Here is a 23,959-nt window from a genome sequence, read left to right on the forward strand (position 1 = left end):
AGGCTCAAGCACCGTCCCGCGGAAAACGAACACCTGGAACGGAAGTCATCAGGAGTGTGAAAGCAATAAAACACTAGTTTTTTAAAACCAAATTCACTATAATACTTGAGGGGAGGTGAAAGTTATGGCAGATGTATTAGAGCGTGTAACAAAGATCATTGTTGATCGTTTAGGTGTAGACGAGTCCGAGGTGAATCTTGATTCTAAATTCAAAGACGATTTAGGTGCTGATTCTCTTGATGTAGTGGAACTAGTGATGGAGCTTGAAGATGAGTTTGACATGGAAATCTCAGACGACGAAGCGGAAAACATTACAACAGTTGCCGATGCGGTGAACTACATAAAAGCGAACGCTTAATAGCTTTCTTTCTGGTCCCCCTAGTGGGACCACTTTTTTGTCCCACTCTGGTGGGACTTTTTATTTTTTTGGCTCTGTTAAAGCATACTATTGATATTTGCAACAACCTAGCTGTTGATTGTAGCAAAAGGCGAAGACTCTTGCGGGGGAGTAGCGACATTCTTGAGACCCCGCAGTGAAATCAGGAGGCTCAAGGTCGTCCCGCGGAAAGCGAAGACTAGTGCGGATATCAACAGCGGCGATTAACAGAGCATAGGGGAAAATAAAGTAGTTTGATGTCAGATCCGTTACAATTATCCATAAAAATGAAAGGAATCTGCTCAAATGTGAAACTTGCTATTTGTATCCTCTTCATAATTTGTTAAAATAGTAATGTTATACAACTTTCATCATCCCAAAGAGAATGTTGCCATCTTAGTGAAAGAAGATTGTATGTTGGAGGCTCCTTTACATGACTAGGAATAGAAGTAGGATAAATGAAATGAAAAATGAAGCAATCAGAAAGAATTTTGCTTTTCTACAAGATAATTTAGGAGTTCAGTTTCAAAATGAGAAACTGTTATATCAAGCTTTCACCCATTCATCCTATGTGAATGAGCATCGGAGAAAACCTTACGAAGATAATGAACGATTGGAGTTTCTAGGAGATGCTGTTCTAGAGTTGACTATTTCACAGTTTCTTTATAAGAAATACCCTATGATGAGTGAAGGTCAATTGACAAAACTAAGAGCATCCATTGTATGCGAACCATCCCTCGTTTCATTTGCAAATGATCTTTCGTTTGGAAAGTATGTATTGCTTGGAAAGGGAGAGGAGATCACTGGTGGACGGGCCAGACCAGCTTTGCTTGCCGATGTATTTGAAGCATTTATCGGTGCATTATATCTGGATCTTGGACTGGATACTGTATTCCAATTCCTTGAAAAGTATGTATACCCTAAGATTAATGAAGGTGCTTTTTCTCATGTGATGGATTTCAAAAGTCAGTTACAGGAGATGATCCAGCGTAATGCGCTTGGTGTCATCGAATATGAAGTGCTTGAAGAAAAGGGACCGGCGCATAACAGGGAGTTTGTATCCAAAGTCTCTTTGAATAAAGAAGAGATGGGGATAGGTGTGGGCCGTTCCAAAAAAGAAGCGGAACAACACGCCGCTCAGGTTGCTCTTCAGAAGCTGAAACAAGCCAAAAAGTGAAAGTGTGAGCGATCTGAGGGTGCACAGGTGTGCCTGAACGGTCGCTTCTTTTCCAGTTGGCTCTTTTCGTAAACTTTGTTGCTTTTTCGTATGTATACATCAACCGTTATTTTCCTTACTGTCGTGCTCTTTTCCCTGCTACTTAAGAAACTACTTGCACCTTTTGGAGTATGTAAGCAGTAAAAAGTCCAATTGCCGACTTTTTACAAGTAAATAGCAACAATCTTTGAGAAAAGAGCCTTCCAATTACATAGTTATAGGCAATAACCAACCAAAGAAATTTTATGAGTGTAGATGAGGTGAGGAGTATGTACCTCAAACGATTAGAAGTAGTAGGATTTAAGTCGTTTGCTGAAAAGATATCCGTTGACTTTGTTCCAGGCGTCACAGCTGTGGTAGGGCCGAATGGAAGCGGAAAAAGTAATATTATAGATGCCATCAGGTGGGTCCTTGGGGAACAATCAGCCAAATCCCTTCGTGGTTCCAAAATGGAAGATATCATTTTTGCCGGGAGTGATAGCAGGAAGGCTTTAAATATGGCAGAGGTGACCTTGACACTTGACAACAGTAACCGCATTCTTCCGATTGATTATATGGAAGTGAGTGTCACAAGAAGAGCCCTGCGTTCAGGAGATAGTGAATTCCTGATAAACAAGCAGACATGCCGGCTCAAGGATATTGTCGATCTGTTTATGGATTCAGGTCTCGGCAAAGAGGCATTCTCGATCATCAGTCAGGGAAAAGTCGAAGAAATCCTTAGCAGTAAATCGGAGGAGCGCCGCAGTATTTTTGAAGAGGCGGCAGGAGTCCTCAAATACAAATCAAGAAAAAAGAAGGCAGAAAGTAAGTTATGGGATACACAGGAAAACCTGAATCGGGTCTCCGACATTTTACATGAGTTGGAAGGTCAAGTCGAGCCACTGAAAATCCAGGCATCCATTGCTAAGGACTATTTGGAGAAAAAAGAGGAGCTAGAACAGATCGAAGTCGGTGTGACGGTCTACGAAATTGAGGAGTTGCACCAAAAGTGGGAACAGAATTCCTTGGAAGTGAAGAACAGTTCGGAAAAAGAGCTGCACCTATCTGCCGAGCTATCCCAAAAAGAAGCAACCCTTGAAAAATATAAAGACCAAGTAGCTGCTTTGGATGAATCCATCGATTCCTTGCAACAGGCCCTACTTGTAGCAAGTTCCGAGCTTGAGAAACTTGAAGGCAGGAAAGAAGTGCTCAAGGAACGCAAGAAGAATGCCACTACGAACCGGGCGCAATTGGAAAAAACGTCAGTGGAACTTGCCGAATTCATCCAAGTCCAAAAGGAAAAACTGAAAACTGAAAGTGGTCTTTTGGATGTACTCCGTAAGGAATTGGTATTGACCGAACAGCACCTGAAAGAAAAGCAGGTCATCAACGAACAGTTCGACCAGAACATCGAAGAGAAAATTGATGCCTTAAAGAGCGAATATATTGAACTACTAAATAAACAGGCTTCCATTCGTAATGAATTTTCTTATTTAGAACAACAGGAAAAACAAGAAGGGATGAAAGTCTCCCGTCTTGATGAGGGCAACCGAAAGTATGTGGAGATGCGCACATCTACACAAGCGAAAAAGGAAAAGGTGCTCACAGACCAGAAAAAAGTTCAAGAAGAGCTGAATCAAACAGTTGACCTCTTCAGGACAGAGCAGGGTGCACTTGAGCAGTACAAGCAGTCCTATCAGAAGAAGGAGACTACCCTGTATCAGGCCTATCAATTCCTGCAACAGACCCGTGCCAGAAAAGAAATGTTAGAGACCATGCAGGGGGATTTCACTGGCTTCTTCCAAGGAGTAAAAGAAATCCTGAAGGCTAGGGATGAAAGCAGGCTCACGGGGATCAAAGGGGCTGTCGCGGAGATAATCCAAGTAAAACAGGATGTGGAAACAGCTATCGAGATTGCTCTTGGTAGTGCGACACAGCATATCGTGGTGGATAATGAACAGAATGCCAGGACTTCCATCCAGTACTTAAAGAAGAATGGATTTGGCCGTGCGACTTTCCTCCCGATGACAGTCATGAAGCCTCGTACATTATCTGACTATCAAGTGAACCAAATCAGTCAGCATGAAGCCTTTGTTGGAATAGCGGCTACCCTGGTGGATTATGATCCATCCTTTGAAAATATCGTTTATAATCTTTTGGGAACGATCGTCATAGCGAAAGATTTGAAAGGGGCGAATGCACTTGCTGGAATCCTTCAGCACCGCTTCAGAATCGTGACGCTTGAGGGGGATGTCGTTAATCCTGGTGGTTCCATGACAGGCGGGGCTGTTAAGCAGAAATCGAACTCGCTATTGAGCCGGGGGCGGGAGCTTGAGTCCATCTCAGCAAAGCTAGAAGAGATGGAAAATAAAACAGCTCTCTTAGAAGACCAAGTAAAGACGTTAAAGAAAAAAATTGAAGAGAAAGAAATACAAGTGATGGAACTTAAAGGCTCTGGGGAAGAGCTGAGATACAAGGAACAGCAAGTTACTAGTCTTCTTAGGGAAGTGGAACTAGAAGAGAAGAACATCAATGAGCATTTAAGCTTGTATGATTATGAAAAACAACAACTAAGTACTTCGATACAAAGTGCCGGTGACAGAAAAGTAAAACTGAAAACCGAATTGAACAACGTTGGGGTCCAGATAGTTGCGCTAGATAAGGAAATTGCAGACCTCAACTCTTTGAAGGTGGAGCAGCATGCAACCAAAGAAACCGTTCAACAAGAATTAACACATCTAAAAGTCGAGTATGCGAGTAAGAAAGAGAAGCTTCTTAATCAGTCAGAAAAGGTAGAGACCTTAGCAACTGACCTTGAACATGCACAAGAGAGGCTGACAGAGATACAGGAAGACCTTGCTCTATTGCAAAGCGAAATGAATGATAATTCCTCAGGGGAACAGAAACTAGAAGTAGCAGCAGAGGAAAAGCTGCATGATAAAAACACCACCATGAAGTTGATAGCAGAACGCCGTGCAGAACGATTATCTTTTTATGAAAAAGTAGAGCAAGAGGAACTTGAGCTGAAAGAATTGAAGCGTCAGTACAAGCAGCTTGCAGAGGTGCTGAAGGCAGAAGAGGTGAAGCTTAACCGTCTTGATGTGGAGCTGGATAATAGACTTCATCATTTAAGGGAAGAGTATATGCTGTCCTTTGAAGCGGCGAAAGAAGACTATCCACTAGAAATTGATATTGACGAGGCGAGGAAAAAAGTGAGGCTGATCAAGCTTGCAATCGAGGAGCTGGGAACGGTCAACATAGCTGCAATCGAGGAATATGAACGGGTCAGCGAACGCTATACTTTCCTAAAGGAACAGAAGGATGACCTTCAGGAAGCAAAAGATACACTTTTCCAGGTCATCGGAGAGATGGACGAGGAAATGAAAAAGCGCTTTGAAACGACCTTCACCAATATTCGTGCACACTTTCATGATGTATTCAGATCCTTGTTTGGTGGCGGGAGAGCGGACCTTGTCTTAACCGACCCAACGGACATGTTGAATACGGGGGTGGATATCGTAGCACAGCCTCCGGGCAAAAAGCTTCAGAATCTTGGCCTTTTATCAGGGGGAGAAAGAGCGTTGACGGCCATTGCATTACTATTCTCCATCCTGAAAGTAAGACCCGTGCCATTTTGCATCTTGGATGAAGTGGAAGCGGCTCTTGATGAAGCCAACGTTCATCGTTTTGCCCAGTATTTGAAGCAGTTCAGTGAAGACACGCAGTTCATCGTCATCACACACCGTAAAGGTACAATGGAATTCAGTGATGTCCTATACGGGGTGACGATGCAAGAATCTGGTGTATCCAAACTGGTTTCAGTCCGTTTGGAAGAATCGAAAGAACTTGTTCAATAGAGAGGAAGAGAATAGAAGATGAGTTTTTTTAAAAAATTGAAAGACAAACTTACTAATCAAACAGAGTCTGTGACGGAAAAATTCAGAGAGGGGTTAACCAAAACACGTGACTCCTTTTCTGGAAAAGTAAACGATCTTGTTGCACGCTACCGTAAAGTGGATGAGGATTTCTTTGAAGAATTGGAAGAAATCCTCATTGGAGCGGACGTTGGTGTAAATACAGTGATGGAATTGATCGACGAGCTTAGAATGGAAGTGAAACGCCGTAATATCCAAGATCCACTTGAGGTGCAGAGTGTCATTTCTGAAAAGCTTGTGGAAATTTATGAGTCAGGTGAAGAAATTTCCCCGAGTATCAACTTTCAGCAAGATGGCTTGACTGTCGTACTTGTAGTAGGGGTCAATGGAGTCGGCAAAACCACTTCGATTGGAAAGATCGCCAAAAAGCTGAAACAGGATGGCAAGAGTGTCCTGCTTGCAGCAGGAGATACTTTCCGTGCAGGTGCGATTGAACAGCTTGAAGTATGGGGGGATCGTGTAGGCGTTGACGTCATCAAGCAATCGGCTGGTTCTGACCCGGCGGCGGTCATGTATGATGCCCTCCAAGCGGCAAAAGCGCGTAAAGTGGATGTACTACTTTGCGATACAGCCGGGCGTTTACAAAATAAAGTAAACTTGATGAAGGAACTTGAAAAGGTGAAGCGGGTAATAGAACGCGAAGTACCTGGAGCACCTCATGAAGTCCTGCTTGTATTGGATGCCACCACTGGCCAGAATGCCCTTAGTCAGGCAAAGATCTTCTCTGAAGCAACGAATGTAACAGGGATTGTGTTGACGAAGCTAGACGGTACAGCTAAAGGTGGAATTGTACTAGCTATACGAAACGAAATGCGCATTCCAGTCAAGTTTGTTGGCTTGGGTGAAAAAGCTGATGATCTACAAGAGTTTAATGCAGAGCAGTATGTGTACGGATTATTTGCAGATATGATGGAAAAAGAAGAAGCACAAGAAAGCTAAAACCATACGATATTCTTCCCCGCCGCCCCTCTAATCAGAAGGGCGGCTTTTTTAACATAGCCAAATAGAAAAGAAATTATGGGAAGTACTTGATTCCCGTTCCAGGCGCTTCGCTTGCCTGCGGGCGGTCCGTGAGCCTTCTCAGGCTCCGCCTTCCGGGGTCTCACCCGTCCCTTCCACTCCAATCAACAAAATGACTGTTAACTTAGGATTATCTGAAAAAGCATTAACAAATGTTAGCGTAATTTCTAGCTGTTGATTGGAGCAATAGGCGGAGACTCCTGCGGGGGGATAGCGACATTCTTGAGACCCCGCAGGGCGTAGCCCGAGGAGGCTCAAGGTCGCCCCGCGGAAATCAACAGCGGTATGGAACAGATTACTAAAATTATGAACTTTTTCAGTGGCCTGGGCGCAAGCCGAGGAGGCTTCCCAAACGCCCCGCGGAAAGCGAAGCCGTTTGCTGAAATCAACAGTTGAGTTTAACAGAGCCAAAAGTATAAATGAACCTAAGGTTTACCAAGTCAAGAAAAAAACTTGACATTCCCAATCCCACCCTGTAAACTAATCTATTGTAAAGGCATTTCACTTAACAAGGGAGAGTGAAGAGGATGCTTGAAAAAACAACGAGAATGAACTATCTTTTTGATTTCTATCAGTCGTTGTTAACACCAAAGCAACGAAGCTATATGTCTTTGTATTACTTAGATGATCACTCCCTTGGTGAGATAGCAGAGGAATATAACATAAGTCGTCAAGCAGTGTATGATAACATAAAACGTACAGAACAGATGCTTGAGCAATATGAAGAAAAGCTTTTGTTATTTCAAAAGTTTCAAGAGCGGCAGTCTCTTTTGCAGCAGTTGAAGGATGAAGCAGAAAAGGTGGATAACACCTCAAATGCCAAATCTCTTACAGCGCTGATAGAGTCGCTTGAGAAATTAGATTAGGGGGCGGCATACATGGCATTTGAAGGTTTAGCCGACCGTTTGCAAAATACGATTCAGAAGATTCGTGGGAAAGGTAAGGTAAGCGAGCAGGACGTTAAAGAAATGATGCGTGAAGTTCGATTGGCTTTACTTGAAGCGGATGTAAACTTCAAAGTAGTAAAAGACTTTGTGAAACGCGTAAATGAGCGTGCAGTTGGACAAGAAGTCATGAAAAGTCTTACACCCGGTCAGCAAGTTATCAAAGTGGTTAAAGAAGAACTTACCGCACTTATGGGCGGGGAACAAAGCAAAATCGCTGTAAGCAGCCGACCTCCGACCGTCATCATGATGGTAGGTCTTCAAGGTGCTGGTAAAACGACGACAACTGGAAAGCTTGCGAACCTATTGCGTAAAAAGCACAATAGAAAGCCTCTTCTGGTTGCGGCAGATATTTATCGACCGGCAGCTATCAAACAGCTTGAAACACTTGGGAAACAACTAAGCATGCCTGTTTTCTCTTTAGGAGATCAGGTTAGTCCAGTCGAAATCGCTAAGCAGGCCATCCAAAAAGCAAAAGATGAGCATCATGATTATGTGCTGATCGATACCGCGGGGCGCTTGCATGTGGATGAGACATTAATGGACGAGCTGAAGCAGGTAAAAGAGCTATCCAACCCGGATGAAATCTTTCTTGTAGTGGATGCGATGACAGGACAAGATGCTGTAAATGTGGCGGAAAGCTTCAATGAACAGCTGGGCTTGACTGGTGTTGTATTGACCAAACTGGATGGAGATACCCGTGGTGGAGCGGCATTATCCGTTAAGGCGGTAACGAATACTCCTATCAAGTTCATTGGTATGGGAGAAAAGTTGGATGCTATTGAACCTTTCCATCCTGAACGTATGGCTTCCCGTATATTAGGTATGGGAGATGTGCTTACTCTGATTGAGAAAGCACAGACAAACGTGGACGAAGAGAAAGCCAAGGAGCTTGAACAGAAGCTGCGTACAATGAACTTTACGTTTGATGATTTCTTAGAGCAACTAGGTCAAGTCAGGAACATGGGCCCGCTCGATGAGATTTTGGGAATGATTCCTGGAGCCAACAAGATGAAGGGCTTAAAAAATGTCCAGGTGGATGAAAAGCAGATAGGTCATGTCGAGGCAATCATCCAATCGATGACCAAAGCGGAGAAAGATAATCCAGATTTGATCAATGCTAGCCGTAAAAAACGGATAGCAAAAGGCAGCGGACGACCAATTCAGGAAGTAAATCGCCTACTTAAACAATTTGAAGAGATGAAAAAAATGATGAAACAGATGACAAGCATGCAAAAAGGGAAAGGCAAAAAAGGCGGCTTCAAATTCCCTTTCATGTAAGCAATCACACCATTTTTTCTCTTAATAAATGAAGTGACAAGAAAAAACACTTTACAAACAAGTAACTACTTGTTATCATACTATCTTGTGTGAAATATTTTCGGAGGTGCTATATTAAATGGCAGTAAAAATTCGTTTAAAACGTATGGGTTCTAAAAAATCCCCATTCTATCGTATTGTAGTAGCAGATTCTCGTTCTCCTCGTGATGGACGTTTCATTGAAACAGTTGGAACATACAACCCTGTATTGCAACCAGCTGAAGTTAAAATCAATGAAGAACTAGCTCTTAAATGGTTACAAGATGGCGCGAAGCCTTCTGACACAGTTCGTAACCTTTTCTCTAACGAAGGTATTATGGAAAAATTCCACAATGCTAAATTAGGCAAGTAAGAGGCAAAATGACAGAATTAATCCAAACAATTGTGACGTCGTTGGTAGATCATCCAGAAAATGTAGTGGTTACGGAAAAGGAAACAGGTAATGCCCTTACGTATCAACTTACAGTCCATCAAGATGATTTAGGGAAAGTGATTGGCAAGCAGGGTAGAATTGCGAAAGCAATCCGGACAGTCTTGTTCGCTGCCGCCTCTCATGAGAATAAACGAGTGCAATTAGAGATTATGGAGTAGGGGAGGCTTTCGAGCTTCCCCTTTTCTTATGGTCGGACAATATTAATAACACTCATTAAAAAGCTTTAAGTGCCCCCTTAAAAGGGTACGCTATTGATACATAGCATAGTTGAAAGCTGCGCGTGGAGGTGCAACAAATGTCAAAATGGTTCAATGTAGGTAAGCTGGTCAATACACATGGCATAAAAGGTGAGGTGCGTGTTGTTTCCAGAACGGATTTTCCTGATGAACGTTATAAAAAGGGCAATCATCTTTATTTATTCATGCCAAATGAAAAGGAACCTATTGAAGTGAAGGTAGCATCTAGAAGGGTGCATAAATCATTTGATCTTCTTACGTTTGAAGGCTACCATAATGTAAATGAAGTGGAGAAGTTCAAAGGTGCCATTGTCAAAGTTCCGGAAGATCAACTTGGGGACTTGGAAGAAGGCGAATATTATTTCCATGAAATCGTCGGCTGCAAAGTTATTCTTCAGGAAAGTATGGAGGAGCTGGGTATGGTCAAGGAAGTCTTGACTCCTGGTGCCAACGATGTCTGGGTCGTGAAGGCGAAAAAGGGGAAAGACATTTTGATTCCCTATATCGATCAAGTAGTAAAGAAAGTGGATGTTAAGGAAAAAACAATCATCATTGAGCCGTTAGAGGGGCTGTTCTAATATGAAAATTGATATTCTCTCCATTTTCCCTGAAATGTTCAAAGGGGTGTTGGAATCTTCCATCTTAAAAAAAGCTGCCGAAAAAGGTGCAGTGGAATATAACGTGTCAGACTTCCGGGAGTTTGCGGATAACAAGCATAAAACGGTGGATGATTATCCCTATGGGGGCGGAGCGGGAATGGTATTGAAAGCCCAGCCCATCTTTGACGCCGTACTATCCCTTACAGAAGCTCAATCTTCCGTTAAAAAGCCCCGCGTTATCCTTATGTGTCCCCAGGGAGAACGCTATTCCCAGAAAAAAGCGGAGGAGCTTGCAAAAGAAGAGCACCTGATCTTCATTTGTGGGCATTATGAAGGCTATGATGAGCGGATAAGAGAGCATATAGTGACAGATGAGATTTCCATCGGTGACTATGTCCTGACAGGTGGGGAGTTGGCATCCATGGTGATTGTGGATAGTGTGGTTCGTCTTTTGCCGGATGTTTTAGGAAAAGCGGCATCCCATGAACAAGACAGCTTCAGTACCGGCCTTCTTGAACACCCTCATTATACAAGACCTGCTGATTTTCGGGGAATGAGGGTTCCGGATGTCCTTCTTTCAGGAAACCATGCACATATAGATGAATGGCGGACGAAAGAGTCATTAAGAAGAACTTGGAGCAGAAGGCCAGACCTATTCGATCAATATCCGTTGACGGAAGAACAGCAAGAGTGGTTACAAGAAATTAAAAAAGAGGATAAGTCATATTGATTTTATTCGGTCAATATGCTATTATACTCTTTGTGACTTAGCTATTGCTATGTCTAAAAACGATGTTCCGCTGCATCAAACAAGTATGGTATGAGCATCTGTGGAAAAGGAGTAGAAAACTATGCAAAAACTAATTCAAGAAATTACTCAAGAGCAGTTGAAAACTGATCTTCCTTCTTTCCGTCCTGGTGACACTGTACGTGTTAACGTTAGGGTTGTAGAGGGTACACGTGAGCGTATTCAGGTGTATGAAGGAGTAGTAATCAAGCGTCGTGGTGGCGGTATCAGCGAAACATTCACAGTTCGTAAGATCTCTTACGGTGTTGGTGTAGAGCGTGCATTCCCTGTACATTCTCCAAAGATTGAGGGAATCGATGTTGTTCGTCGTGGTAAAGTACGTCGTGCGAAACTTTACTATCTACGTGCATTACGTGGTAAAAAAGCGCGTATTAAAGAAATTCGATAATAGAAAGGGGAGCTTGGTGACAAGCTCTCTTTTTTTACTAAAAAAAATCCAAACAGGCTATTGGTTTTCCATCTGCATATACAAAGTATATAATAGAATAAATGGTACATATAGATTCTCGGACATGCGAGAAACATAATGCAAACGGCGGAGGAACAAATATGGCAGGTTCTAAAAATGAGCTATGGGAATGGATCAAAGCGTTAGCTATCGCGATAATTCTTGCAGCAGCAATTCGTTATTTCTTTTTTGCCCCGATTGTGGTGGATGGTGATTCCATGATGCCGACCCTTCATGATCAGGATAGAATGATTGTAAATAAAATTGGCTACAAAATCGGTGAACCGGAGCGTTTTGATATTGTTGTTTTTCATGCCACAGTGGACAAGGACTATATCAAACGTGTCATCGGCTTGCCTGGTGATGAAGTGGAGTACCGGGACGATGTGCTTTATATCAATGGAAAGGCATATGATGAACCGTACCTTGATGAATTTAAGGCGCAATACCCAGATGGTCCATTGACAGAGGATTTCACATTGGAAGAAAAGACAGGTCATAAAGTCGTACCAGAAGGACATATCTTTGTACTGGGCGATAATCGCAGGTTCAGTAGAGATGGACGCCATATTGGCACCGTTCCCCAAGAAGAAGTATTAGGGAAAACAAATATTGTGTACTGGCCAATTTCAGATTTGCGAAGGGTAAAATAAATAGGCTCTTTTCTCAAAGTTTGTTGCTATTTTCTTGTGAAAAGTCGGCAATTGGACTTTTTATTGATTAAATACTATAAAGGTTGCAAGTAGTATTTTAAAGTTCAGTAGGGAAAAGAGCAAGACAGTAAGGAAAATAACGGTTTATATATGAATACGAAAAAGTAACAAAGTTTACGAAAACAGCCATAACTATTATATGATAAGCAGCAATCAGCTGTTGGGTGAAGCCCAGGGTGGAATTCAACAGCGGCCTTTGGCTGATACTAAAAATAGCTTTAATTGTGCAAGGACTTCAGGAGGCAATTCCCATGACAATACAATGGTTTCCAGGGCATATGGCAAAAGCCCGCAGACAGGTGACAGAAAAACTCAAATTGATTGATATCGTATACGAGCTGGTGGATGCTCGTATTCCGGTATCATCCCGGAACCCGATGATCGATGAAATCATCTCCAATAAGCCGCGGATCATTCTTTTGAATAAAGCGGATATGGCAGATGCAAAAGTCACGAGAGAGTGGCTGGAGTATTTCAATCTGCCTGGTTCCACCACTAAAGCAATAGCAATTGATTCGCAGACAGGTAAAGGGATTCAGCAGATTGCTACCTTATCAAAAGAATTGCTGAAAGAAAAATTCGATAAAATGCAGTCACGCGGTATCAGGCCAAGAGCAATCAGGGCGTTGATAGTAGGTATCCCGAACGTTGGTAAGTCAACGTTGATCAATAGGCTTGCCAAGAAAAACATAGCTCAAACCGGCGATAGACCCGGTGTTACCAAAGCCCAGCAATGGGTGAAGGTTGGAAAGGAACTGGAGTTGCTCGATACACCTGGAATTCTCTGGCCAAAATTCGAGGATCAGGAGGTCGGCTATCGCTTAGCGACAACTGGTGCGATCAAAGATACGATAATCAATCTTCAAGATATTGCCGTATTTGCCCTAAGGTTCTTGACAGACGCATATCCGGAGCGATTGAAAGACCGATATGGACTAGAAGAAATACCAGTAGATATCGTGGAACTCTTTGATGCGATAGGCTCTAAACGCGGGTGTAAGATGAGCGGTGGGCTAATCGATTATGATAAAACCGCAGAGTTGATTATACGGGAGATCCGTTCCGAGAAACTAGGCAAGCTCAGTTTGGAAAGACCGGAAAAACTTTAGGAAGAGGCTGTTATCATGCAGCCTTTTTCTTTTGGGGAAATGGAGTTAAAAACATGGAAAAAAAGTCGATAAAAGATATAGAGAGAAAGCTTGTTGGAATTGAAAGTGAAAAAGACCCTTTCCTTCTATCCATCAGAGAAGACGAGCGGAAAGGCGTCCAAGCCCTTCTGAAAAGGTGGGAAAAGAGAAGGTTGGAAAAGGAGCAGCTTCTCCAACAGTTTGAAGATATGAAAAAATATGAACGTCTTCTTTGGGAAAGCGGGTGCCAGTATATCGCTGGAATCGACGAAGTGGGACGCGGTCCCCTTGCAGGTCCAGTGATAGCTGCTGCCGTCATTCTACCGAAAGATTTTTACCTGCCGGGACTTACTGACTCTAAGAAGCTGAGTACGCAGAAAAGGGAACACTTTTTCCACTATATCAAAGAACATGCTATCAGCTACGGGATAGGCATGATAGATTCCAAAAGAATCGATGAAGTCAATATTTATGAAGCGACAAAGCTTGCGATGATGGAAGCGGTGGGAAATCTCCACCACAAACCCGACCATCTTTTGATTGATGCGATGAAGTTGGATCTGGACATGGAGCAGACCTCCATTATAAAAGGGGATGCAACAAGCATATCCATTGCTGCAGCATCTGTGTTGGCAAAAGAGACAAGGGATACATACATGAAAGAGCTTGCACAAGAATTTCCGCAGTATGGATTTGAAAAGAATATGGGGTATGGTACACAGGAGCATCTTCTTGCTTTACATGAAATAGGGGTGACCAGAGAACACCGTCAATCATTTTCACCGGTAAAAGAAATGGTGGACTGAGAAAAAGGAGTTAGCTATGAACATCTGGCAATTAATGCAGCATAAAGTTACTGCTAAACAAAATATGTCTTCATTCAACAGGTCTCCTTCATTAGTTGAAAAAGATACTGGTGTTATGACCTCTGCCTTATCAACGGAGAAATCAGCACCTCCTCAAACAACTCAGGAACGCATTCAGGCAATAGTTTCACAAAAAGGGGATCATATGCCTAATGGCACTATTAAAGATCTTGTATCGGTGATAGATCGCCTGCCACCGGTTGATAAGGAGAGGGCCATAGAGTTACTGAAAATGCTTTCTGGCCGGACCGGAATCACAAACATCCCTGAAAAGTTGCAAATGATACTATCAAGTTTAGCTGATAAAGAGACAACCTTACAGACACTTGCAAAAGTGGAAACAAGTCTCCGGAACATAACCCTACCTACATCTGCACAGCAAAAGCTTATGGATGTCATCCAACAGATGCAACAACCGCTAACAATCCATACAAAAAACGAAGCGTTGCAATTTATCAGGCATGCATTGTCCTTGCTGGATCTAGACTTTGAAAAAGGTCTAAGTGACTTGATGAGGCAGGGGCAGCCTTTTTCAGAGGGAAAAATGGAACGGTTAAAGCCTTTATTGATGAATTATTTACAACAAGTGGAAACACCTGAAGAGAAAGCTGCAATCACACAGCTCCTTTCCAGAATGACCAGTTTCCAACTGCTTTCAAGAGAAGAAGGAAACCTTCATCATGTTTTTTTACCACTCCCGATCAAAATGCATGAAGAAGCGAAGGAATGGTATGTACATTTAAGCTCGAAGAAAAAAGATGAAATGCTTGATCCGGATTATTGTCGTGTCGTCTTTATGTTAGATATGCCTGTATTTTCTTCTGTGATGGTGGATGTATTCATACAACAAAAAGTGGTCAGTATTTCCTTACAACATTCCTATAAGGGCATGGAGGAATTGTTAGAAAGAAGCTCACCGCTCCTTAGGAAGAGCCTAACCGCTAAAGGTTTTACTTTAAGCGCCATTAAACCGGAGTGGAAGGAGCAGGATGAAACCCCGGGCATACCTGTTGATTTTCTGAAGGCAATTCTTCATCCTATTGAGAAGGGATTGGATATGAAAATATGAAAGAACACCTAAACAAGAGGAAAAAAGCAGTTGCTATAAAATATGACCAAGCAAAAACAACTGCGCCTGTTGTGAAGGCGAAAGGTGCAGGGATTATTGCGGAAAATATATTGGTAGAGGCAAGTAAACATAATATTCCGGTCCAGGAGGATAAAGCACTTTTGGAAATCTTGATGGAACTGGATCTGAATGAAACCATACCTGAAGAGTTGTACGAAGTGGTAGCAGAGATCCTGGCTTATGTTTACAACCTCCATGAAGAAGCAAAAAAGAATGTGAATAAAACCACGTGAAAGTTTTTTAGCATAATGAAAGAAGTTTGAATTATCTGTCAAATTACACTCTTTTTTGCGCTATTAGTTGTTTTTGTCGACATATTCAGATGTCAATCTATTAATTTTTTGAAAATAGTATAATATTTTTGCAGAAAGGTAGACATTTGTTAGCGCATTTAATAAAATGAAAGCGCAGTCTATTTTTAAATAATGTTCTGTTATACATAAGATTGGAGGATGGGAAATGAATATCCATGAATATCAAGGAAAAGAGATCCTCAGAAAATACGGGGTAGCTGTTCCGAACGGCCGCGTAGCATTTACTGTTGAAGAAGCAGTAGAGGCTGCAAAAGAGTTAGGAACACAAGTTTGTGTAGTGAAGGCGCAAATTCACGCTGGTGGCCGCGGTAAAGCGGGCGGAGTGAAAGTTGCCAAGAACTTGGATGAAGTTCGTGAATATGCGGGTGAAATCCTAGGCAAAACGTTAATTACTCACCAAACGGGTCCTGAAGGTAAGGAAGTAAAACGCTTACTTATCGAAGAAGGGTGCGACATCAAGAAGGAATACTACATCGGACTTGTATTAGATCGTGCAACTTCCCGAGTTGTATTGATGGCATCTGAAGAAGGCGGAACAGAAATTGAAGAAGTGGCAGAGCAAACGCCAGAAAAAATCTTCAAAGAAGTGATTGATCCAGTTGTAGGTCTTACTGGCTATCAAGCACGCCGTATCGCGTTCAACATCAATATTCCAAAGGAATTGGTTGGAAAAGCAGTTAAGTTCATGATGGGACTATATACAGCTTTTGTGGAAAAAGATTGTTCGATCGCTGAGATCAATCCACTTGTGGTGACTGGCGACGGGAACGTAATGGCTCTTGATGCGAAATTGAACTTCGATTCTAATGCATTATACCGTCACAAAGATATCCTTGAGTACCGTGATCTGGAAGAAGAAGATGCAAAAGAAATCGAAGCTTCCAAATACGATCTTAGCTACATTTCACTTGATGGAAACATCGGATGCATGGTAAATGGTGCCGGTCTTGCGATGGCAACGATGGATATCATCAAGCATTATGGTGGAGACCCTGCTAACTTCCTGGACGTTGGGGGCGGAGCAACTGCTGAGAAAGTGACAGAAGCTTTCAAAATTATCCTTTCTGATGATAATGTAAAAGGTATTTTCGTAAACATTTTCGGTGGAATTATGAAATGTGACATCATTGCTACAGGTGTTGTGGAAGCAGCGAAGCAAGTTGGACTTGAAGTACCTTTAGTAGTACGTTTGGAAGGTACAAACGTAGATTTAGGTAAACAAATCTTACGTGAGTCTGGCTTAAATATCGTGGCAGCAGAATCCATGGCTGATGGTGCACAAAAAATCGTAGCGCAAGTAGGATAAGAAAGGCAGGGGACATTCATGAGTGTATTCATTAATAAAGATACAAAAGTAATCGTACAAGGTATTACTGGTTCCACAGCGTTGTTCCATACAAAGCAAATGCTTGAGTATGGCACACAAATCGTTGGTGGGGTTACACCTGGAAAAGGTGGCACTGAAGTTGAAGGTGTACCTGTATTCAATACAGTAGAAGAAGCTGTTAAAGCTACTGGTGCTAATGCATCTGTTATTTATGTACCTGCTCCATTCGCAGCTGATGCGATCATGGAAGCGGTAGATTCAGATCTTGACTTGGCTATTTGTATTACAGAGCATATTCCTGTACTTGATATGGTAAAAGTGAAGCGTTATATGGAAGGGAAAAAGACACGTCTTGTTGGTCCTAACTGCCCTGGCGTCATCACACCAGGTGAGTGCAAAATCGGAATCATGCCTGGATATATCCATACAAAAGGCCATGTTGGGGTTGTTTCCCGTTCTGGTACATTAACGTACGAAGCGGTTCACCAATTATCTCAAGAAGGTATCGGTCAATCTACAGCAGTAGGTATCGGTGGAGACCCGGTTAACGGTACGGATTTCATTGATGTATTAAAAGCATTCAATGAAGATGAAGATACGTATGCGGTTATCATGATCGGTGAAATCGGTGGAACAGCTGAAGAAGAAGCTGCTCTTTGGGTAAAAGAGAACATGACAAAACCTGTTGTTGGCTTCATCGGCGGCCGTACTGCACCTCCTGGTAAGCGTATGGGTCACGCGGGAGCAATCATCTCCGGCGGTAAAGGTACTGCAGATGAGAAGATCCGTGTGATGAATGAGTGTGGCATAGAAGTAGCGGATACTCCATCCGTTATGGGAGAAACACTTATTAAAGTCATCAAGGAACAAGGCATTTACGACAAATGTAAAACACACTGATAGACATGAAAGTGGGATAGTCAATTCAGACTATCCCTATTTCTGTTTAAATAAAAGCGGAAGAGGTGCATCGATATATGCAATTGTTGAAAGAAAGATTAATAACCCTTCACCATTGTCCCCGACTAAGCTGCAAATCTATAAGACACCTTCTCAGACACGACCCTACACTAGAAAATCTTTATAAGTACACCCCATCAGATATGGCTTCCTTATTCTCCATCACCCACCAACAGGCAGAAGCAATCCACCAGTACATAAGAATAAATAACATGTCTAAACTTCATTCCATATACAAGGCGCAAAATATCCGCCTGATTACCATATTCGATCATGAATACCCTTCCCTTTTAAAAGAAATCTACGATCCCCCTCTTGTATTATATCTGAAAGGCAACCATCACTTATTGAATACTAGGATGCTAGGGATGGTAGGCGCAAGGAAAATGTCATCCTATGGGAGTGAGGCGTTGCAATCATTGATACCCCCACTTATAAGTGAGAATTTCACGATAGTTAGTGGGTTGGCCAAAGGGGTAGACATTCATGCCCATTGTCTCGCGATGAAAATGAAGGGGAATACGATTGCTGTTCTTGGAAGTGGAATATTTAACATTTACCCCAAAGAGCATAAGAAAATTGCAGATTTTATGTCTCAATATCATCTCCTCCTTTCTGAATACCCTCCATATACTGCTCCAACAAAATGGAATTTCCCGATGAGAAACCGTATTATTAGCGGATTAAGTGAAGGGGTGATTGTGGTCGAGGCCAAAGAGAAAAGCGGGTCCCTCATAACCGCCGATCAGGCGATGGAGCAGGGAAGAGAGGTATTTGCTGTGCCAGGATCAATTCTCTCGGAGACCTCAAAAGGGACGAATTCTTTGATAAAGCAAGGCGCAAAGCTCGTTGCAGATACAAATGATATTCTTGAAGAGCTGAAGGGCGGTAAATTGGTTAATTGAAATAAAATTCAAATAAATTACAAAAAAGTGACAAAAAACTTTCACTTTTTTAATAGAATTTTTGATTTTCACTTTACAAATGAATATATGTCTATATTATTATAGGGTACAATGATATTGCGGATTGTACCTTTTTTATTTCCTTCATTATATAAACTCACTTTCATGGACTGCACACAAAAGTTATGGAAGTCAAGTATATAAAGTACATTCTGTGTCTACATATAGTACATAAGGTTTAACGTAATGTTTATGGAATGGGAAACTAGGAAAATAGAATAAATACATACAGTCCTGTTTGACAAAGTGTTACATAATATTTGATAATGGTGAAGATTTCTAATGGAATGGCTCTAATAAAAACCGTTGTTGATTATCGCACTAGGCTTCGCTTTCCTAGGGGCGTTTGGGGAGCCTCCTCGGCTTGGGCCTGCGGGGTCTCCCCTAAACGCTATCTCCTTTAGGAGTCTTCGCCTATTGCTTCATTCAACAGCTAGGTTGCTTTAAGAGAACCACTGGAATAGAATGCACTAAACCTAAACATAAGTAAAAATTAAACATAGAAGCTAAAAACTTTGAGAAAACGCTACACCATGTTTTTTCTAAGAATTTACCCTCTTGAGGAGGATTATTGAATGTCAGATTACTTAGTTATTGTGGAATCACCAGCGAAAGCGAAAACGATTGAACGTTATCTAGGAAAAAAATATAAAGTAAAAGCATCCATGGGACATGTAAGAGATCTTCCTAAAAGCCAAATGGGTGTGAATGTGGATCATGAGTTTGAACCAAAGTATATCACCATCCGAGGTAAAGGACCTGTACTGAAAGAGCTCAAGACCGCAGCTAAAAAAGCGAAGAAAATCTTTCTCGCGGCTGACCCGGATCGTGAAGGGGAAGCGATTGCTTGGCATCTCGCCCACAGTTTGGATATCGACATCACTTCAGACTGCAGAGTAGTGTTTAATGAGATCACCAAAGATGCCATTAAAGAGTCCTTTAAGCATCCTAGACCAATCAATTTGGATGTGGTGGATGCCCAACAGGCAAGAAGGATCCTTGATCGTCTTGTTGGATACAATATCAGTCCTTTACTATGGAAGAAAGTGAAAAAGGGATTAAGTGCAGGTCGGGTTCAATCCGTCGCAGTCAGACTTGTGATTGAAAGAGAACAAGAAATAAATGCTTTTATTCCAGAAGAATATTGGTCCATAAAAAGTTCATTCCTTACAGGAAAGTCCAAGGAATTTGAAGCAAACTTTTATGGGATAGATGGTAAAAAGACGGAACTAAAGTCAGAAGCGGAAGTAAAAGATGTATTAGGAAAGCTGGATGGCAATGCATTTGAAGTGAAAAGTGTAACCAAAAAGGAAAGAAAACGAAATCCAGCCCTACCTTTCATTACTTCTTCTCTGCAACAGGAAGCAGCACGTAAGCTGAATTTCCGTGCAAAGAAAACGATGATGATGGCACAGCAGTTGTACGAGGGAATTGAGCTGGGCAAAGAAGGAACGGTAGGTCTCATTACTTATATGCGTACAGATTCCACACGTATTTCTGAAACAGCCAAAAAAGAAGCGGTGGAGTATATCGAAAAAACCTATGGCAATCAATTTGTCTCCAAAGAAGAGAGAAAAGAGACGAAAAAAAGCAATGCACAAGATGCCCATGAAGCGATACGTCCTACTTCTACAATGAAAGACCCTTTGTCTATCAAAGAATATCTGTCAAGAGATCAGTATCGCCTATATAAATTGATTTGGGAACGTTTTGTCGCAAGTCAAATGGCTCCAGCCATCTTGGATACAGTTAGTGTGGATCTTATACAAAACAATGTCCAATTCCGTGCAACAGGTTCCACCGTCAAGTTCGCTGGCTTTATGAAAGTATATGTGGAAGGTAATGATGATCAGCAGGAAGAAAAGGAAAACCTTTTGCCTCCTTTGGAAAAAGGAGATACAGTCTTTTCGAAAGATATCGATCCCAAGCAACATTTCACTCAACCACCGCCAAGGTATACCGAAGCGAGATTAGTTAGGACGCTTGAAGAATTGGGCATAGGCAGACCATCAACATATGCTCCAACGCTTGATACTATTCAAAAGCGGGGCTATGTGGCTTTGGATAATAAACGATTTGTCCCAACCGAGCTTGGGGAGATCGTTATTCAACTTATCCTGGAATTCTTCCCTGAAATCATCAATGTGGAATTTACAGCGGACCTTGAAACCAATTTGGATAATGTGGAGGATGGGAAAGTTAACTGGGTCGATATAATAGACGGTTTTTATCACGAGTTTGCCAAACGACTTGAAAAAGCGGAACAGGAAATGGAAGAAATCGAGATCAAGGATGAACCAGCCGGTGAGGATTGCGAACTATGCGGTCATGAAATGGTGTTCAAAATGGGAAGATACGGTAAGTTCATGGCATGTTCCAATTTTCCAGACTGTCGTAATACCAAACCGATTGTAAAAGATATCGGTGTCCCTTGTCCCAAGTGTGAAAAAGGGAACATTGTGGAAAGAAAAAGTAAGAAGAAACGTATATTCTATGGTTGTGACCAGTATCCTTCTTGTGAGTTCCTCTCATGGGATAAGCCAATCGCCAGAAAATGTCCGAAGTGCGAGTCCTTATTGGTGGAGAAAAAGCTTAAAAAAGGTGTACAGGTACAATGCGTAGAATGTGACTATAAAGAAGAACCGCAAGGATAAGCGTTAAACAGTAGGATGGGTATAGGGGCCTGACACACATGCGGTTATGTCAGCCCTTTTTCCTTTGTAAAATTATATAGGCTCAGTTTTTGGGATGTAATCTTAAAAGAATCTTCTAACTGTTGATTGGAGTAAAGGGCGAAGACCTCTGCGGGGGAGTAGCGATACTGTTTAGACTCAACAGGGCTATGCCCGTGGAGGCTCAAGGTCGCCCTGGATAAGCGAAGCCATTTGCGAAAATCAACAGCGTTGTTTAACAGAGCCTATCAAATTAATATCTTGTATTTGGAGGAATTTAGTAATGACAACAGTTAATGTAATCGGTGCCGGCCTTGCAGGCAGTGAAGCTGCATGGCAGCTGGCTAACAAAGGGATCCAAGTTAACCTTTATGAAATGCGACCGGTGAAACAAACGCCTGCTCATCATACAGATAAATTTGCTGAGCTTGTTTGCTCGAATTCGCTTCGTGCCAACAATCTGACCAATGCAGTAGGAGTATTAAAAGAAGAAATGCGGATATTGGATTCCGTCATCATACGCTCCGCAGATGACTGCGCCGTACCAGCTGGCGGTGCCCTAGCAGTGGACAGGCATGAATTTGCTGCTAAAGTAACCGAACGGGTCAAAGAACACCCCAACGTGACGGTATTCAATGAAGAAATGGATCAGATCCCAGAAGGGCCGACCATCATTGCAACTGGACCACTGACTTCCAAATCACTATCCGACCAGCTTCGTTCATTAACAGGGGAAGAATACCTTTATTTCTATGATGCAGCTGCACCGATTATTGAAAAAGACAGCATCAACATGGATATTGTGTATTTGAAATCCAGATACGATAAAGGGGAAGCGGCATACTTAAACTGCCCGATGACAGAAGAACAGTTTGATCGTTTCTACAATGCATTAGTAGAGGCGGAGACAGTCCCTTTAAAAGAGTTCGAAAAGGAAATCTTCTTTGAAGGTTGCATGCCGATCGAAGTAATGGCTAACCGCGGAAAGAAAACAATGCTGTTCGGACCTATGAAACCAGTGGGGCTCGAAGACCCTAAAACGGATAAACGCCCATATGCGGTAGTTCAGCTTCGTCAAGACGATGCTGCTGGGACTTTGTATAACATTGTTGGTTTTCAGACACATTTAAAGTGGGGGCCTCAAAAAGAAGTGATCCGTTTAATACCAGGTTTGGAAAATGCGGAAATTGTGCGATATGGTGTGATGCACCGAAACACCTTCATTAATTCTCCAAACCTCCTAAAGCCAACCTATCAATTCAAGGCAAGGGAAGACTTGTTCTTTGCTGGACAAATGACGGGTGTGGAAGGGTATGTGGAGTCTGCTGCATCGGGACTTGTAGCAGGGTTAAATGCTGCGCGTCTCGTACAAGGACTTGAGCCACTTGTCTTTCCTAAGGAAACTGCCATTGGAAGCATGGCGAACTATATTACTACTACAAATGCGAAGAACTTCCAGCCGATGAATGCAAACTTCGGTCTTTTCCCGGAGCTTCCGAAGAAAATCAAGAACAAGCAGGAACGCAATGAAGCTCATGCTAGGAGAGCGTTGGAAACAATTCAGAATTTTGTAAAAAATTAATCAAATTAATTGCAAGGGCTACTAAATTGTGATAATATTTAGTAGCCCTTGTGAGGTGATAAGTATGCAAAATGTTAACGTTTCGTTAATTTCTTTTCTGGAATATTTACAAATTGAGAAAAACTATTCAAAATATACTGTTGTATTTTATCAAAAGGATATTGAAGATTTTTTTGATTTTATGAAAGAGGAAGCCATTTCAAGCATCAATGAAGTCACTCATACAGAAGCACGTTTGTATTTGACCAAGCTACATCAAAAGAAATATGCAAGAAAAACGGTTGCAAGGAAGACCTCCAGTTTGCGAAGCTTTTATAAGTATCTGCTTCGTGAGGAAAAAGTGGATCATAATCCCTTTACCGTGGTTTCGTTACCAAAGCAGGAAAAGCGTCTACCGCAGTTTTTGTATAGCGAAGAGTTGGAGAAATTGTTTGCTGCTTCCGATCTTTCCACACCTCTCGGACAAAGGAATCAAGCCTTGCTTGAATTGCTTTATGCTACAGGTATCCGAATAAGTGAATGTTGTCACATACAAGTACAGGACATCGATTTTCAAGTAGGTACCATCCTTGTTACTGGAAAAGGAAACAAACAACGCTATGTTCCTTTTGGCAGTTTTGCGCAGGATGCATTGAAAACCTATATGGAGGATGGGCGCAGAACACTGCTTGAAAAGCAGAAAGTATCAACCCCGACTAAGCATCTGTTTCTCAATTTTCGGGGTGGCGCACTAACTCCACGTGGGGTTAGGGTCGTCCTGAATGATTTGGTAAAACAAGCATGCACCACCTTACATATTAGTCCGCATATGCTTCGACATACCTTTGCTACACATATGCTGAATGAAGGGGCAGATCTTCGTGTGGTTCAAGAACTGCTTGGACATGCCAGCCTATCATCCACACAGATTTACACACATGTGTCAAAAGAACATCTACAAAAAACGTATAATCAATTTCATCCTCGTGCATGAGGATCGAACGGAGGGTC

Annotated in this window: 22 protein-coding genes; all 22 read left to right on the forward strand. The window is 42.1% G+C overall.

Features of this window, described 5'->3' with window-relative positions; translation table 11 throughout:
* Window positions 1–124: 124 nt before the first annotated feature.
* The 22 genes from acpP (at window position 125) to xerC (ending at window position 23,942) form a co-directional block, all read left to right on the forward strand.
* On the forward strand, window positions 125–358 hold the full coding sequence (gene acpP, locus EKQ44_RS02980) for an acyl carrier protein (RefSeq protein WP_010193151.1): 234 nt from the start codon (window positions 125–127) through the stop codon (window positions 356–358).
* A gap of 481 nt (window positions 359–839) precedes the next feature.
* Window positions 840–1,553: a ribonuclease III gene (gene rnc / locus EKQ44_RS02985; RefSeq protein ID WP_237662546.1), complete on the forward strand. Its 714-nt coding sequence runs from the start codon at window positions 840–842 to the stop codon at window positions 1,551–1,553.
* A 308-nt stretch (window positions 1,554–1,861) separates the two neighbouring features.
* Complete coding sequence (smc, locus tag EKQ44_RS02990; protein WP_237662021.1) at window positions 1,862–5,428, forward strand: chromosome segregation protein SMC; 3,567 nt, start codon at window positions 1,862–1,864, stop codon at window positions 5,426–5,428.
* An 18-nt stretch (window positions 5,429–5,446) separates the two neighbouring features.
* A complete protein-coding gene (gene ftsY, locus EKQ44_RS02995; RefSeq protein ID WP_237662022.1) occupies window positions 5,447–6,445 on the forward strand; it encodes a signal recognition particle-docking protein FtsY in 999 nt (332 codons plus the stop codon).
* A 608-nt stretch (window positions 6,446–7,053) separates the two neighbouring features.
* Window positions 7,054–7,392, forward strand: a complete 339-nt coding sequence (locus tag EKQ44_RS03000) for a putative DNA-binding protein (protein ID WP_237662023.1) — start codon at window positions 7,054–7,056, stop codon at window positions 7,390–7,392.
* Between the two features lie 12 nt (window positions 7,393–7,404).
* A complete protein-coding gene (gene ffh / locus EKQ44_RS03005; protein WP_237662024.1) occupies window positions 7,405–8,751 on the forward strand; it encodes a signal recognition particle protein in 1,347 nt (448 codons plus the stop codon).
* Between the two features lie 118 nt (window positions 8,752–8,869).
* Window positions 8,870–9,142: a 30S ribosomal protein S16 gene (rpsP, locus tag EKQ44_RS03010; protein ID WP_010193419.1), complete on the forward strand. Its 273-nt coding sequence runs from the start codon at window positions 8,870–8,872 to the stop codon at window positions 9,140–9,142.
* Between the two features lie 8 nt (window positions 9,143–9,150).
* On the forward strand, window positions 9,151–9,381 hold the full coding sequence (locus EKQ44_RS03015) for a KH domain-containing protein (RefSeq protein ID WP_237662025.1): 231 nt from the start codon (window positions 9,151–9,153) through the stop codon (window positions 9,379–9,381).
* A 137-nt stretch (window positions 9,382–9,518) separates the two neighbouring features.
* On the forward strand, window positions 9,519–10,037 hold the full coding sequence (rimM, locus tag EKQ44_RS03020) for a ribosome maturation factor RimM (protein WP_237662026.1): 519 nt from the start codon (window positions 9,519–9,521) through the stop codon (window positions 10,035–10,037).
* Window position 10,038: 1 nt separating this feature from the next.
* Window positions 10,039–10,788 carry a tRNA (guanosine(37)-N1)-methyltransferase TrmD gene (trmD, locus tag EKQ44_RS03025; protein WP_237662027.1) on the forward strand — a complete coding sequence of 250 codons (750 nt, stop codon included), beginning with the start codon at window positions 10,039–10,041 and terminating at the stop codon, window positions 10,786–10,788.
* Between the two features lie 121 nt (window positions 10,789–10,909).
* Window positions 10,910–11,254 (forward strand): 50S ribosomal protein L19, encoded by a 345-nt coding sequence (rplS, locus tag EKQ44_RS03030; protein WP_237662028.1) that lies wholly within the window; start codon window positions 10,910–10,912, stop codon window positions 11,252–11,254.
* 161 nt (window positions 11,255–11,415) lie between these two features.
* Window positions 11,416–11,967 carry a signal peptidase I gene (gene lepB / locus EKQ44_RS03035; RefSeq protein ID WP_237662029.1) on the forward strand — a complete coding sequence of 184 codons (552 nt, stop codon included), beginning with the start codon at window positions 11,416–11,418 and terminating at the stop codon, window positions 11,965–11,967.
* Between the two features lie 311 nt (window positions 11,968–12,278).
* Window positions 12,279–13,136 (forward strand): ribosome biogenesis GTPase YlqF, encoded by an 858-nt coding sequence (gene ylqF, locus EKQ44_RS03040; protein WP_237662030.1) that lies wholly within the window; start codon window positions 12,279–12,281, stop codon window positions 13,134–13,136.
* Window positions 13,137–13,189: 53 nt separating this feature from the next.
* Window positions 13,190–13,960 carry a ribonuclease HII gene (locus tag EKQ44_RS03045; RefSeq protein ID WP_237662031.1) on the forward strand — a complete coding sequence of 257 codons (771 nt, stop codon included), beginning with the start codon at window positions 13,190–13,192 and terminating at the stop codon, window positions 13,958–13,960.
* Window positions 13,961–13,976: 16 nt separating this feature from the next.
* Window positions 13,977–15,089 (forward strand): primosomal protein N', encoded by a 1,113-nt coding sequence (locus EKQ44_RS03050; RefSeq protein WP_237662032.1) that lies wholly within the window; start codon window positions 13,977–13,979, stop codon window positions 15,087–15,089.
* On the forward strand, window positions 15,086–15,382 hold the full coding sequence (locus tag EKQ44_RS03055; protein WP_237662033.1) for an EscU/YscU/HrcU family type III secretion system export apparatus switch protein: 297 nt from the start codon (window positions 15,086–15,088) through the stop codon (window positions 15,380–15,382). Before EKQ44_RS03050 ends, EKQ44_RS03055 begins: the two co-directional genes overlap by 4 nt.
* 226 nt (window positions 15,383–15,608) lie before the next feature.
* Window positions 15,609–16,769: an ADP-forming succinate--CoA ligase subunit beta gene (sucC, locus tag EKQ44_RS03060; protein ID WP_237662034.1), complete on the forward strand. Its 1,161-nt coding sequence runs from the start codon at window positions 15,609–15,611 to the stop codon at window positions 16,767–16,769.
* A gap of 18 nt (window positions 16,770–16,787) precedes the next feature.
* Window positions 16,788–17,690, forward strand: coding sequence for a succinate--CoA ligase subunit alpha (sucD, locus tag EKQ44_RS03065; RefSeq protein WP_168863802.1), 903 nt, complete (start codon window positions 16,788–16,790; stop codon window positions 17,688–17,690).
* A gap of 77 nt (window positions 17,691–17,767) precedes the next feature.
* Complete coding sequence (gene dprA / locus EKQ44_RS03070) at window positions 17,768–18,655, forward strand: DNA-processing protein DprA (RefSeq protein WP_237662035.1); 888 nt, start codon at window positions 17,768–17,770, stop codon at window positions 18,653–18,655.
* Window positions 18,656–19,290: 635 nt separating this feature from the next.
* Window positions 19,291–21,369 carry a type I DNA topoisomerase gene (gene topA, locus EKQ44_RS03075; protein WP_237662036.1) on the forward strand — a complete coding sequence of 693 codons (2,079 nt, stop codon included), beginning with the start codon at window positions 19,291–19,293 and terminating at the stop codon, window positions 21,367–21,369.
* 301 nt (window positions 21,370–21,670) lie between these two features.
* On the forward strand, window positions 21,671–22,969 hold the full coding sequence (gene trmFO, locus EKQ44_RS03080) for an FADH(2)-oxidizing methylenetetrahydrofolate--tRNA-(uracil(54)-C(5))-methyltransferase TrmFO (RefSeq protein ID WP_237662037.1): 1,299 nt from the start codon (window positions 21,671–21,673) through the stop codon (window positions 22,967–22,969).
* Between the two features lie 64 nt (window positions 22,970–23,033).
* Window positions 23,034–23,942: a tyrosine recombinase XerC gene (xerC, locus tag EKQ44_RS03085; protein WP_237662038.1), complete on the forward strand. Its 909-nt coding sequence runs from the start codon at window positions 23,034–23,036 to the stop codon at window positions 23,940–23,942.
* The last annotated feature ends 17 nt before the right edge of the window (window positions 23,943–23,959 follow it).

The sequence above is a fragment of the Sutcliffiella horikoshii genome (assembly GCF_021991925.1).
GTDB classification, from domain to species: domain Bacteria; phylum Bacillota; class Bacilli; order Bacillales; family Bacillaceae_I; genus Sutcliffiella_A; species Sutcliffiella_A horikoshii_F.

What these genes read in the sequence shown, in the direction of transcription:
- acpP (WP_010193151.1), top strand. Translation starts at nt 125, where the DNA reads ATGGCAGATGTATTAGAGCGTGTAACAAAGATCATTGTTGATCGTTTA.
- rnc (WP_237662546.1), top strand. Translation starts at nt 840, where the DNA reads ATGAAAAATGAAGCAATCAGAAAGAATTTTGCTTTTCTACAAGATAAT.
- smc (WP_237662021.1), top strand. Translation starts at nt 1,862, where the DNA reads ATGTACCTCAAACGATTAGAAGTAGTAGGATTTAAGTCGTTTGCTGAA.
- ftsY (WP_237662022.1), top strand. Translation starts at nt 5,447, where the DNA reads ATGAGTTTTTTTAAAAAATTGAAAGACAAACTTACTAATCAAACAGAG.
- EKQ44_RS03000 (WP_237662023.1), top strand. Translation starts at nt 7,054, where the DNA reads ATGCTTGAAAAAACAACGAGAATGAACTATCTTTTTGATTTCTATCAG.
- ffh (WP_237662024.1), top strand. Translation starts at nt 7,405, where the DNA reads ATGGCATTTGAAGGTTTAGCCGACCGTTTGCAAAATACGATTCAGAAG.
- rpsP (WP_010193419.1), top strand. Translation starts at nt 8,870, where the DNA reads ATGGCAGTAAAAATTCGTTTAAAACGTATGGGTTCTAAAAAATCCCCA.
- EKQ44_RS03015 (WP_237662025.1), top strand. Translation starts at nt 9,151, where the DNA reads ATGACAGAATTAATCCAAACAATTGTGACGTCGTTGGTAGATCATCCA.
- rimM (WP_237662026.1), top strand. Translation starts at nt 9,519, where the DNA reads ATGTCAAAATGGTTCAATGTAGGTAAGCTGGTCAATACACATGGCATA.
- trmD (WP_237662027.1), top strand. Translation starts at nt 10,039, where the DNA reads ATGAAAATTGATATTCTCTCCATTTTCCCTGAAATGTTCAAAGGGGTG.
- rplS (WP_237662028.1), top strand. Translation starts at nt 10,910, where the DNA reads ATGCAAAAACTAATTCAAGAAATTACTCAAGAGCAGTTGAAAACTGAT.
- lepB (WP_237662029.1), top strand. Translation starts at nt 11,416, where the DNA reads ATGGCAGGTTCTAAAAATGAGCTATGGGAATGGATCAAAGCGTTAGCT.
- ylqF (WP_237662030.1), top strand. Translation starts at nt 12,279, where the DNA reads ATGACAATACAATGGTTTCCAGGGCATATGGCAAAAGCCCGCAGACAG.
- EKQ44_RS03045 (WP_237662031.1), top strand. Translation starts at nt 13,190, where the DNA reads ATGGAAAAAAAGTCGATAAAAGATATAGAGAGAAAGCTTGTTGGAATT.
- EKQ44_RS03050 (WP_237662032.1), top strand. Translation starts at nt 13,977, where the DNA reads ATGAACATCTGGCAATTAATGCAGCATAAAGTTACTGCTAAACAAAAT.
- EKQ44_RS03055 (WP_237662033.1), top strand. Translation starts at nt 15,086, where the DNA reads ATGAAAGAACACCTAAACAAGAGGAAAAAAGCAGTTGCTATAAAATAT.
- sucC (WP_237662034.1), top strand. Translation starts at nt 15,609, where the DNA reads ATGAATATCCATGAATATCAAGGAAAAGAGATCCTCAGAAAATACGGG.
- sucD (WP_168863802.1), top strand. Translation starts at nt 16,788, where the DNA reads ATGAGTGTATTCATTAATAAAGATACAAAAGTAATCGTACAAGGTATT.
- dprA (WP_237662035.1), top strand. Translation starts at nt 17,768, where the DNA reads ATGCAATTGTTGAAAGAAAGATTAATAACCCTTCACCATTGTCCCCGA.
- topA (WP_237662036.1), top strand. Translation starts at nt 19,291, where the DNA reads ATGTCAGATTACTTAGTTATTGTGGAATCACCAGCGAAAGCGAAAACG.
- trmFO (WP_237662037.1), top strand. Translation starts at nt 21,671, where the DNA reads ATGACAACAGTTAATGTAATCGGTGCCGGCCTTGCAGGCAGTGAAGCT.
- xerC (WP_237662038.1), top strand. Translation starts at nt 23,034, where the DNA reads ATGCAAAATGTTAACGTTTCGTTAATTTCTTTTCTGGAATATTTACAA.